The sequence below is a fragment of the Dyella sp. 01N36 genome (genome assembly GCF_056399745.1).
In genome coordinates, this window is the sequence record NZ_JBFTRY010000027.1 from 1 (window position 1) to 12,505 (window position 12,505).

9 protein-coding genes are annotated in these 12,505 nt (G+C 64.0%); all 9 read right to left on the minus strand.

The genetic code is table 11. The features are described from left to right. Positions 1-68 precede the first annotated feature (68 nt). The gene (locus AC1DMG_RS08070) at positions 69-1,406 is read right to left on the minus strand and encodes a sigma-54-dependent transcriptional regulator (RefSeq protein WP_477175324.1); all 1,338 of its coding nucleotides are present in this window, start codon (positions 1,404-1,406) and stop codon (positions 69-71) included. A gap of 147 nt (positions 1,407-1,553) precedes the next feature. Continuing rightward, positions 1,554-3,359: a DUF885 domain-containing protein gene (locus tag AC1DMG_RS08075; protein ID WP_441602477.1), complete on the minus strand. Its 1,806-nt coding sequence runs from the start codon at positions 3,357-3,359 to the stop codon at positions 1,554-1,556. 81 nt (positions 3,360-3,440) lie between these two features. Then, positions 3,441-4,691 (minus strand): ABC transporter permease, encoded by a 1,251-nt coding sequence (locus AC1DMG_RS08080; RefSeq protein ID WP_477177921.1) that lies wholly within the window; start codon positions 4,689-4,691, stop codon positions 3,441-3,443. Positions 4,692-4,701: 10 nt separating this feature from the next. After that, positions 4,702-6,036: an ABC transporter permease gene (locus AC1DMG_RS08085; RefSeq protein WP_477180388.1), complete on the minus strand. Its 1,335-nt coding sequence runs from the start codon at positions 6,034-6,036 to the stop codon at positions 4,702-4,704. Between the two features lie 111 nt (positions 6,037-6,147). After that, entirely contained in the window at positions 6,148-7,359 is a 1,212-nt protein-coding gene (locus AC1DMG_RS08090; RefSeq protein ID WP_477180389.1) for an ABC transporter permease, read from the minus strand. 8 nt (positions 7,360-7,367) lie between these two features. Continuing rightward, a complete protein-coding gene (locus tag AC1DMG_RS08095; protein WP_477177918.1) occupies positions 7,368-8,690 on the minus strand; it encodes an ABC transporter permease in 1,323 nt (440 codons plus the stop codon). Between the two features lie 19 nt (positions 8,691-8,709). Next, positions 8,710-9,933, minus strand: a complete 1,224-nt coding sequence (locus AC1DMG_RS08100) for an ABC transporter permease (RefSeq protein WP_477177917.1) — start codon at positions 9,931-9,933, stop codon at positions 8,710-8,712. A 2-nt stretch (positions 9,934-9,935) separates the two neighbouring features. Beyond that, positions 9,936-11,240 (minus strand): ABC transporter permease, encoded by a 1,305-nt coding sequence (locus AC1DMG_RS08105; protein WP_477177916.1) that lies wholly within the window; start codon positions 11,238-11,240, stop codon positions 9,936-9,938. Positions 11,241-11,272: 32 nt separating this feature from the next. Then, positions 11,273-12,502: an ABC transporter permease gene (locus AC1DMG_RS08110; RefSeq protein WP_477177915.1), complete on the minus strand. Its 1,230-nt coding sequence runs from the start codon at positions 12,500-12,502 to the stop codon at positions 11,273-11,275. Positions 12,503-12,505: the final 3 nt, after the last annotated feature.

The following is a 12,505-nucleotide window of genomic DNA, read 5'->3' on the forward strand; positions in this document are numbered from 1 at the left end:
GGTTTTCGCGAAAGGCTGTCGCGCACAGGGTGCGCTCCCACAGGTGTTTGCTGCCGCTCCTGCGGCTATCACGCCTGGGCCAGGCCGTAGCGTTCCATGCGGCGATACAAAGCCTGCCGCGACAGGCCCAGGGTCTGGGCCGCGCGGCTGACGACGCCGCCGGCCTTGTCGAGCGCGGCTTCCACCGACTCGCGGCTGGGTTCATCCAGGTTGCGTGTGCCGGCTACGGCAATCTGCGGCAGGTTCAGCTGTTCGGGCGTAATGCGGCCATCACTCACCAGCAAAGCGGCGCGCTCGATGGAGTTCTTCAATTCACGCACGTTGCCCGGCCACGGATAGCTCAGCATCGAATCGCGCGCGGCATCGGTCAGTTCAGCGCGGCCACCGAGGAAGAATTCGGCCAGCGGCAGGATGTCGTCGACGCGATCGGCCAGCGGCGGCAGGTTCACTTCGATCACGTTGAGGCGGTAATACAAATCTTCGCGGAAGGTGCCTGCACGGATCATGGCCTTCAGGTCGGCATTGGTGGCGCTCAAGACGCGCACCTTTACCTGGCGCGTGCGACCCGAGCCCAGTCGCTCGAACTGGCCGGTCTCCAGCACGCGCAGCAGCTTCACCTGTCCCGACAACGACAGGTTGCCGATTTCGTCGAGGAACAAGGTGCCGCCGTCGGCCATTTCGAAGCGGCCTTCGCGCGCCTTGTTGGCGCCGGTGTAAGCGCCGGCTTCGGCGCCGAACAATTCGGCTTCGATCAATTCACCCGGCAGCGCACCGCAGTTCACGGCGATGAACTGGCCACGTTTGACTGCCGAGTTGGCGTGCACGATGGCGGCGATGCGTTCCTTGCCGGCGCCGTTGGGCCCGGTGATGAGCACGGGCACGTCGGAGCGCGCCACCTGGCAGGCCAGGTCCAGCGTGCGTGCCATCGCTTCGGAGGCGAACACGATGCCGTCGAGGTCGTAGCGGCGCTGCAGGTCTTCGCGGCGCTTGCGGCGCTCGTTGCGCGCGCGCGTGACCTCGCGGGTGGACTCGGAAAGCTCCAGCAGGTTCTCCACCGTGGCGAGCAGCTTGGCGTCGTCCCACGGTTTGGCGAGATAGTCGGCCGCCCCCGCCTTGACCAGTTCAACCGCGGTTTCCAGGTGGGTCCAGGCCGTGAGCAGGATCACCGGCATATCGGTGTGGCGCTGGCGCAGCTCGCGGAACAGCGCGATGCCCTCCTCGCCCGAGGTGGTATCGGCGGTGAAATTCATGTCCTGGATCACCACGTCCACCCGCTCGGTCTCGAGCATGGCCAGGCCTTGCTCGGGCGTGAGCGCGATCAGCGGGCGGATCTCATGGAGGGAGAGCGCCAGGGACAGCGCCTCACCCACGGCCGGGTTGTCGTCGATGATCAGTACGGTTCGCATTCGTCGCTTGCACATGTAGACGTGGATGCATCTCCACGCCAAAAGGTTGCCATCAATCGGTCGATTCGTGGCGATTCGTCGTTCATATTCCCGTCCATCCTGGCCAGGGATGCGTGCGCCGCCCCGAGGGCGACGCACGCAGGTGGATCAGCCAGCGACCGGATGCACCGGCGCCTTGCCCGCCTTCACGGCGGCGATCCAGGCGTCGGTACGCGATTCGAGCACGTCCAGCGGCAGTGCGCCGCCGCCCAGTACCTCGTCGTGGAACGAGCGGATGTCGAACTTGTCGCCCAGCTCCTTCTTGGCGCGCGCACGCAGCTCGAGGATCTTCAGCTGGCCCATCTTGTATGCAAGCGCCTGGCCCGGCCAGGTGATGTAACGGTCGGTTTCGGCCTGCACATCCGGCTCATCCTCGCTGGAATGGGCATGGAAGAAGTCCACCATCTGCTGACGCGACCAGTGCTTGTAATGCACGCCCGTGTCGAGCACGAGGCGGTCGGCGCGCAGCAGTTCATCGGACAGATGACCGTAGTAGGACAGCGGATCCTTGTAGAAGCCCACTTCCTTGCCCAGCTGCTCGGCATACAGCGCCCAGCCTTCGATATACGCGGTATAGCCCGCCTGCTGGCGGAACGGCGGCAGCTTGGGCAGGGTCTGCGCGATCGAGATCTGCATGTGATGGCCCGGGATGCCTTCGTGATAGGCGGTGGACTCGATGCTCAGCACGCTGCGGTTCTGGTAGTCGCCGGTGTTGACGAAGATCTGGCCCGGACGCGAGCCATCCGGCGTGCCCTGGTGATATTCGGCCGCAGCGGCTTCCTTCTCGCGGAAGGCTTCCACCGGCACCACTTCCACCTTGGTCTTGGGCAGCAGGCCGAACAGCTTGGGCAGTTCCGGCTGCATGCCAGCCAGGTAATTGCGATAGCGGTTGAGGATGTCCTCACGCGAGGTCGCATGCACCTTCGGGTTGGTCTTGAGCGACTCGCGGAAGCTCGGCAGATCCTTGAAGCCCTGTTGCTTGGCGATCTCGGTCATCTCGCCTTCGATGCGCTTCACTTCGGACAGGCCGATCTCGTGGATGCGCTCCGGGCTTTCCTTGGTGGTGGTCATCTGCTCCACCTGGAACGCATAGATGGCCGCGCCGTTGGGCAGCTGCCACACGCCCGGCTCGCTGCGGCCGTGCGGGGCGTAGTCGTTCTTCACGAAGGCGCCGAGCTTCTGGTAGGCCGGGCGTACCTGCTGGTCGATGGCGGCGAGGATGGCGTCGTGCAGGCGCTTCTGGTCAGCCGCGGAGACCGACTTGGGGAAGTGCTTCAACGGCTCGGCAAACACGCTGTCCATGCCGGCCGGCTTGCCGATGCTGTCGATCTGCGTGACGACTTTTTCGAGCAGGTACTTCGGCGGCATCATGCCGTCCTTCAGGCCCTGCTGCGCGACCGCGGTGACCTGGTCGAACAGGGCGGGCACGGCCTTCAGGCGCGCGAGGTAGTCGTCGTATTCCTTGGTGTTGTCGAACGGGATGGAGCTGATGAAACCGGCGAGCTGCAGGTGCGCGCCGCTCATCTGGTCCAGCGGCATCTCGTCGAGCTTCAGCTGATGCGACTTGAGCGCGTCCTGCAGCTGGCGAACCATCAGTTGCTGGTTGAGCTTGTCATCGGCGGAGAAGCCGGTGGTGTCGATCGCCTGGAAGCGCTTGAGGAAGTCCTGGGCCTTGGCTATTTCGGCCTGCTGGTGCGCCAGCGAGGCGTCGGTCCAGCGGTCGTTGTAGCGCAGATCGCCGAGGATGGTGGCGAACTCCGGCGAGTTCTCCAGATTGTGCTGCCACTGCTCGGCCAGCAGATCGTTCAACGCCTTTTCGCGCGTGGAGACATCCGCCGTGGCGGCCTGCACCGAGGCGGCGCAGGCCGCAGACAGTGCCAGGCTGACCAGGAGCATACGTGGTCCAATCTTCATGGGTACATCCTCGGGTTGAGATAACGCCTATTCTGCACACCGCGGGCCGGGCTGCCCGTGCCGAACTGCACGGCCCCTCGTTCAGATAGCCCGCGTGGCCACCACCGGGGGCACCTCAGCCGCCCGCCTGGCCGGCGCCAGCACGGCCAACTGGCCGAGCAACAGCACCACCGCGCCGCCGATGGGCAAGTAGTTCCATGGCAGATGCGGCAGTTCGTAGTAATGCATCAGCAGCCCATTGGCCACATAAGCCAACGCCATGCCGACCACCACGCCAGCGCCGGCAATCAGCAGGTTCTCCAGCATGAAATAGCGCAACACCTGCGAGCGACGCGCCCCCAGCGCCCGCTGGATGCCGATCTGGCGCGTGCGCCGCTGCACCCAGAAGCCGGTGAGGCCCATGATGCCGATGGCGGTGACGACGATGACGGCGATGGTGACGCCGGCGAAGAGCCACAGGGCGGCGCGGGCGCTCCTCAATGCTTCACTGCGGCGCTCGGCATAGGTGCCGATGCGCACAAAGGATTCCCCGCCCATCAGGGGGCCAAACTCACGCTTGATGGTGTCGCGGATGCCACGCAAGGCCACCTCGCGCATGGCCGGATCGATCCGTACGGCGTAACTGAGGATGGCTGTATCGCCGACACGCAGGGCCGCCAGTATGGTGTTGTCGGCGCGCCCATCCGTCGCAAGATCGACTTGGTTGCGCATCAGATGGCGCACGACACCCACCACCCGATAGCCCGGGTCGCTGGGGTCATCGGGGACAGCCAACAGCTTGCCCACCGCAGACTCACCTTTGAACAACTGCCGCTCGAGCGACTGCGTAATGATGATGGACTGAGCTGTTTTGGCGGTGGGCACGCCGCTGGAGCTCTGGCTGACACCAATGTCTCCGTACTCGCCGGGCAGGAAATCACGTCCCTCGACCAACTGAAGACCCAGTGCCTTGACCAGGCCATCGCCGAAATAACCGTTCACACCCACCGACACGCCCGAGGGCGATTTGAGCGCGTAATCGACGGTCACCTGGCCGATCATGGGCAACCCCAGCGCACCCGACGCCGAACGCACGCCTGGGAGATGACTCAGTGCAAGCTGCCCCTCGCGCGCCTCGGCAGCGGTCCACGGCCGTACGTGTGAGGCGATCTGATCCACCAGCACCAGTTCGTCCTCGGCAAGGCCGCTGGGTGCGACCATTGGCTGCACGCGTTGCCAGACGAGGAACAGGACATTGCACAGAATGGCGCATGCCAACGCCACCTGTAGCAAGACCAGCGCAGGCATCAGCGCGTGGCGCTGCAAAATCTTGAGCATGATCCGAAGTGACATCGCGCTCCCCTTATGCACTCTTGACCTGCAGGCCCGGCTCAACGCGCGACGCCCGCCAGGCAGGCAACCACCCCGTAAGCACACCCTCGCCCAGCGCAAGCAGGAACAGCGCGCCGAACATCGCCGGATCCAGGCGGGCCAGATCGGTGAAGCCGCTGTCCTGCAGACGCAACGTCCACAGCCCGAACAAAGTCAGCGGTAGCGCCAGCAAGCCACCGACCAGGCAGATCAATGCAGCCTCGAATACGTGCTGCTGGAAAATCGCACGCCGAGGTGCACCCAGTGCACGACGAATGCCGACTTCCGCGCCACGACGCAGGAAGCGCGCCGCGAGCAGGCCCGCCACGTTGGCCATGCACAGGAGCAGGAACGAGCCCGCCAGCCACGCGTTCAACCACGCGTTGTCCGGCACCACGTTCTGCCTTCTCAGCCATGCCCCCACGCCTATGAGATCAGAGCGCGCGGGCTTGCCAAAACCTGCCAGCGATTTCTGCTCTTCCACGTAATGCTGGAGATAAGACCGAAAATCGTCGACTTGGGCTTTCGAAGGGAGATCCACCCAATAGCTCAACGCGGCGCAATGCGCGACGTCGGTGCCAAAGAGCGTGGTCTTTTTCGCAGGCGCGTCTTCGTCGCAGCCATCGTTGCCGGACAGTTCGCCACCGGCATCCAGCAAGGCGGATACAGGAACGAAAGCACGATCCCGCCGTGTGCCACTGAATGCGAATGCCGAAAGATCGTAGAAATGCGGCTGAGGCGCGAAAACCGCGCTCACACCGATAATGCGAAACACACCCTTGCCGATTTTCAATTCACGACCTAGAACGTCGACCGTCCCATAGATCGATTGCGCAAGCTCGCTGTCGATCACGACCACGCGTGCGCGCTGCTCGTCCTCACCAGGCGTCCAACCGCGCCCGCTACGCAGCGCAATGCCAAACAGCGGTATCACCTCGCTGGTGGTTGCCATCACGTAATCGTGTTTGCTGCGCGGATTGGGCCCACTGCCGGTCATCTCCACGGAGGTGCTGGCCATGGGGGCCTGCCAGTGGGCCCGGTGGTCGTGCAAGAGCCCCTTTGCATCGTCCAGTTTGATCCGGTGGTTGGCGTTGATCGCCACACCGTTGAGCGATGTACTTTGCGCCGACTTGGCCCTCACCGTATCCACCCACGCCAGATACAGATGGCCACTGCGCCCCGGCAACGGATCGGCCGTGAGTTGGTGCAGCAAGGCCAGTGTCGTCATGGTGGCGGCCAGCCCCATCGCCACGGTGAGCACGGCGAGTATGGTGCTGCGTGGAAATCGCTTGAGTCCGTGCCACGCCAACATCAGGTTGTAACGCATCCGTTCCCTGCCCTGTTGTTTGAGTCACCATCTTGCCGCAGCGTTCGCGGCACGCTGCTCCCCTGTGACATTAACCGGCGCAGCGCCGTCCATGCCATTCCCCGCAAGAAATCACACCGATCGCGTCGCCACCATCGGCGGTACTTGCGACGCGCGCAGGGCCGGCGCCAATACGGCTAGCTGCCCCAGTCCCCACAGCACCAGCGCACCGACTGGCAGGTAATACACCGGCAGGCGCGGCACTTCGTAAAATTTCATCAGCACCAGATTGAGTGCGAAGGTCAGGACCATGCCGATGGCGATGCCCACCGTCACGATCAGGAAATTCTCGGCCTGGAAGTAATGCAGGATGTCGCCGCGCGTGGCGCCGATGGCGCGGCGYATGCCGATCTGTTTGCGCCGTTGCTGCACCCAGAAGCTGGCCAGCCCTACGATCCCCAGCGCCGTCACCAGCAGCAACGCCACGATGACGCCGGCCAGCGTGCCGACCATGATCCGCGTCTGGCGAAAGAAATCCGAGCGCAACTCAGGCACCGTGCGGCTCTGTTGCAGGTCGAGCACCGCCTCGGGGGCAGCCTTCTGCGCCGCGTCGCGAGCTTCGCGGAGTACACGCGGCAGATCGGCGGGATTCGCGCGCACCGCATAAACACCATTGAGCGACGTGCCTGGATTCACCGGCACGAACACGGACCACTCGCCCGCACTGTCGCCATGACCGCCACCTGGATCGGGAGGCGTCAGGTGCGCCATCACGCCGACCACGCGGAAGTGGTACTGGTCCGAAAAGAACTCCTTGCCCAGCGGGTCCTGTCCGGGCCACAACCGCTCGGCGAACGCGCGGGTGATCCAAACCGAGGGGTTCTGTGGCAACCACAGGTCGGCCGTCTGAAAGTCCTCCGGCTGGAATGCACGTCCCGCCACCAGTTGCAGCCCCAGCGTTTCCACGGCACCGGGACCGCCCGCGTAGAAGTGCGGCACGGCGATGAAATGTTCGTGGTCGAGGTTGATGCCGGCATAGACCGTGGGTTGCGCGAACGGCACGGCATTGACCACCGCCACCGACTGCACGCCGGGCACGGCACGCAACGCGGTGGTCACCCTTGCGTTCAGGTCGGCGCCCTTGCATCCGTCGCAACCTAGGTTGATCACCGCCAGCGAGGATTCGGCCACACCGCTTTCGATATGCAGCGCCCGCAGCTGTCCCACGATAAGAAAGCAGGCGTTGCACAACACCGCGCAGGCGAGCGCGATTTCCAGCGCGATTAGCGCCGTGGCCAGACGATGACGGCGCAAAGCGGAAAGGATGGGAGCAAATTGCGTCATGGCGGGCCTCACAGCGATTTCAGTTGCCATGCCGGCACCACGCGGCACGCACGCACTGCCGGCAGCGCGCCGGCCAGCAGGCTGGCGCCGATCGCGGCGACGAAGGTGAGCAGGAACATCGGCACATCCAGTCGCGCAAGATCCGCATAGGCCACCGGCTGCTGCCGGATAAACCACAGCCCCGCCATGGTCAGCAACCAGCCACAGACCCCACCGATCAGGCCAATCAGGCCCGACTCCACCATGTACTGCGCGAATACCGCCGCGCGACTGGCGCCCAGTGCGCGGCGCAAACCAATTTCGCCACTGCGGCGCAAAAATTTCGCCAGCAACAAGCCGACCATGTTGACGAGGCAGATGGCCAGAAAAGCCACCGCCAGCCAGGCCTGCAGTCGCACATTGCTGGGCAATACGCCGTTGAAATCCAGCCAGCCCATCAGGCTGCGCATGCGTGTGTTGCCCGCATGCGTAAAGCGACCGATCGCCTGCTGCTGCGCCGCGTAGTCAGCCACGAAGCGTCGATAAGCGGCGACGTGGGTGGGATCGTTGATCTGCACCCATAGCGCGACCCAAACACAGGGAGAATCCTGCAAATGTCCCGGACGCGCGGGCATCTGCCAGCAGGTGAATTGCTGGAAATTGCCATCGTTGACGTCCAGCCCGGTAAAGAACGGCGTGATCACGTCTTCCGGCTTGGCATAGAAGTCGCTGGTATCGCCCGCGGCAAAGCGGCCGCCCCGGACTGCGTAGAACTGTGGCGAAGGTCGCCATGGCTTGAGCACGCCCACGATACGCACGTCGCTGCTGCGCAGGCGCAGGACGCGCCCCACGCTGTTCTCGCCGGCGAACAGCTTCTGGTTGAGATCGTCAGTGATCACGGCCACGCGCGCGCGGGCCGCATCATCCTGCTCGCTCCAGGGCCCGCCATAACGGAACGGCACATTGAACATGCTGAAGAAGTCCGCCGTGGCCGACAGCATCGGCATCATCACGGCGGGCTTGCCGGCATCGGCCGTATTCAGCCGCACCGTGCTCTGCACCAGCATCACCTGACGATCGGCGCGCTTGGCGCTCCACAGGTCTAGCGCTGACCGGTAGTCCAGCATGTCCAGCGGTTCGCTGCTGTCCTTGTTCTTCGGATCGGCGTCCACTTGCGGATAGAAGATCGCCTGGCTGCGTCCCGGCAAGGGATCGCCGGAGAGCAGATGCACCACCGTGAGCGTCGTCATGCTGGCGCCGATACCCACCGCAATGGCCAACACCATCAATGCGGTGAGTATCTTGTTGCGGCCGAGACTGTGCAGCGCCAGATCGAGGTAGTAACCGAACATTCCCTTGTCCCTCCGTGACTCAGACCGAACGCGTGGCGACCACCGGCGGCACCGCTGCTGCACGCATCGCCGGCCCCAGCACGGCCAGCTGCCCTATCGTCCAGAGCAGCAAGGCGCCCACGGGGAAATAAATCGCCGGCAGCCGCGGCAGTTCGTAGTGAACCATCAACAGCAGGTTGATGCCGTAGGCCAGCACCATGCCCACGCCGATGCCGATGGTGGCGAGCAGGAAGTTCTCGGTCTGGAAGTAATGCAGGATATTTCTGCGCGTCGCACCCAGCGCGCGCCGCACGCCGATCTGCCGGCGACGCTGTGCGACCCAGAAGCTGCCCAGGCCGACGATGCCCAGTGCGGTGACCACAAGCAGCGCCGCACATACAGCCACCAGCAGTCCCGTCATCGCGCGATCGTTCTGGAAGAAATCCTCGCGCATGTTCGACAACAGATGCTGCTTGAGCACGATGCGATGCGGGTTGATCTCCTTGAGCTTCGCCACTGACGCCTTCAGCACCCGCTCGCGATTCTTCGGGTCGTCCACGCGCACGATGTACTCGTTGTTCGCCACGCGTATCGGCAACACCATCGAGTAGCTGGCCGCCGAATCGTCCCAGATCGATGGGCGAATCAGCTCCTTGACCACGCCCACCACGGTGAATGCGTAGTCGGACATGTAGACCTGCTTGCCCAGCGCCGACTGTCCCGGCCACAGGCGATTGGCCATCTTCTGCGTAATCACCGTGACGTGCGGAATGCCCTTGGCATCCTTTGCCGCCGCCGCGCTGACCACTTGGTCCATGTCCATATAGTCATCGGCGTGCAGTTCGCGCCCCGCGATCAGCTGGGTGCCCAGCGTCTGGGTGACGTTCTCGCCGAAGTAGTCGGTGGCATTGAGCGTGGCGAGGCGCTGCTTGGGATCGAGCTTGATGCTGCCGTTGGACGATGAATTGCCGAACGGCACCTGGTTGACCGAGGCCACCGACACCACGCCCGGCACCTGTTGCAGCGCGGCCAGGTCCTCCGCGCGGCGCGCCTTGTCGTCCTTGGTCACGCCGATGTTGGTCAGCGCGATATGCAGCAGATGCTGCTCATCCACGCCGCTCTGCATATGGATGCGATCGATGCGCTGGTTGATGATGAAGACCGCGTTGCAGACGATGGCGCAGGTCAGCGCGATCTCCACGATCACCAGGAAGGCGGTGGTCTTGTGGCGGCGCAACGTGGAGAGAATCGGGAGTATGTCCATGATCACTGGCTCTTCAGTTGCAGTGCGGGAGTGATCTGGCAGGCGCGCCACGCCGGCAACAGGCCGGCAAGCAAGGTGGCGCCAACGGCCAGGAGGAACGTCACCAACAACATGCCCATGCTCATATGCGCGAGCGCCGCGTAACTGGACGGCTGCTTGCGCACCAGCCACAGTCCGAAGAAGGCCAGCAGCAGGCCAACCATGCCACCGGCGAGGCCGATCACGCCGGACTCGATCAGCAGCTGTGCAAACACTTCACGCTTGGATGCGCCCAGTGCACGGCGCACGCCCAGCTCGCCGGACTTGCGCAGGAACTTTGCCAGCATCAGGCCCACGGTGTTCACCAAGCACACCAGCAAGAAGCCCAGCGCCAGCCAGGTCTGCAGGCGCACGTCGCCGGGCACCACTTTGTTGATGTCCAGCCATTCCATCAGGCTGGGCAGCTGCGCATTCGGCGGACGCTGGAAGCGACCGAGCGTCTTCTGCTCCTGCGAGTAATGCACCAGGTAGTCGCGATAGGCGGCAACCTTGTCCGTACCGTTGATCTGCACCCAGAACTGCAGCCAGACGCACGGCGAAGTTTCGGCGTGCTCGTCGTCGCCGCCACCGGTACCCCAGCAATCGGTGGATCCGCTGTGTTCGAAGTGGACATCGCGAGCAGTGGTCAGCGGGACGAAGACGTCTTCCACCGAGCCGTAGCTTTCCATGTTCAAGTCGTAGAAGCGCGGCGTCGGGCGCCAGGTGTCCAGCACGCCAACCACCTGGAACGCACTGTCCTTCATGCGCAGCGTTTGTCCGACGCTGTTCTTGCCGCCGAAGAGCTTCTCATTGAGCGTGCGGCTGATCACAACCACGCGCGCCTTGGCGTTGTCTTCGGACTCGCTCCACGGACGACCGTACACGAACGCCAGCTTGAACATCGGGAAGAAGTCGCTGCTCGTGTAGCGCGCATCGCTGAAAAATGGATCGATGTTGGCCTGTGCCGGCTGCACCGGCACGGCACCACCCGTCATCAAGGCCTGGCGGTCGGCGCGCTTGGCATGCAGCAGGTTCATGCCGTCGACCCAGCTGACCTGTTCCGGCGGGCGCTTGCCTTCCTCGTAGCCGTCCATGTCGCGCGGATCGACCTGCGGATAGAACAGCGTGGCGCTGGTGCCGGGCAACGGATCGCCCGACAGCACATGCAGCACCGTGAGTGTGGTCATGCTCGCCCCGATGCCCAGGGCGATCGCCACCACCATCAGCGCGGTGAGAATCTTGTTACGCCTGAGGCTGCGTAGCGCCAGGTCAAGGTAATAGCCGAACATGTGGTTTCCCCTCCTTAGCACCCTCCACGCGATCACACCGATCGCGTGGCCTCCACCGGCGGCACGCGCGACGCGCGAAGCGCCGGCGCCAGCACCGCACCCTGTCCCAGCAACAACAACATCGCCACGCCTGCCATCAGATACACCATCGACAGGTGATGCATCTCAAAACGCGTGACCATCCACAAATTGATCGCAATCGCAAGCACCGCCCCGAACAGCACGCCGCCCACGCTGATCAGCAGGTTCTCGGTCATGAAGTAATTGAGTATGTCGCGCTGGGTCGCACCCAGTGCGCGCCGCACACCGATCTGCTTGCGGCGCTGGCCGACCCAGAAACTGGTGAGACCGACAATGCCTGCCGCGGTAACGGCCAGCAGCACCGCGCAGATCACACCCATCAGGATGGCCATGCCGCGATCGCTCTCGTAGGCGCGCGAGCGCACTTCGCTGAATGGAAGCACGCCATCGTCCTCGTTGATCACGCGTCGCGGGTTATGCGCAAACAGCGCCTTGACCGCGGCCGGCATGGCTGTATCGAGCTGCCCCGGTCGAGTGCGCACGATGTAGAACGCGCCCAGCGACACATTGAGCCGCTCGGGGATGATCACCGAGCGATAGGCGAACTCGGAGGCCCAATGCTCCACGCTTTGCGCCTGCAGCAGCTCCACCTCACCCACGACGGTCGCCGGACCGCCGATCAGGTAGATCGTCTTGCCCACCGCGGTTTCGCCCGGGAAGAGTTTTTCCGCCAGGGCCTTGGTGATGATGACTACCGGCGGCGCGAGCTTGTAACGCAGGTCCATATGGCCAATTTCCTCGGCCCGGAAATTGCGCCCGGCGATGAGCTTGAGGTCCAGCGTGTCGATAAAGTTTTCGTCGGCGAAGTAGATGGTTGCGCCGGAGGTGTCCTGGACCTGGTCGGGCTTGAGCCTGATGGCGTCATCCCAACCGTCGCCGCGCAGCGGATACGAATTGCTCGGCGTCACATTTTGCACGCCGGGCACCTGGCGCAGCACCTGCAAGTCTTCGCGCATCTGCGCATCGGCCTGATCGGGACCGGGCGCGCCTACCCATTCGCTCTTGATCACGAAGGTGTTGGCTTCGTCGATGCCGCTCGGTTCGGACAGATGCGCCACGCGCTGCTGGATGATGAACAACGCATTGCAGACAATCGCCAGCGTCAGCGCGATCTGCGCGGCGATCAGAAAGGTGCCGGCCTTGTGCCGGCGCAAGGCGGAAAGAATCGGTTTGATCTGCATGGC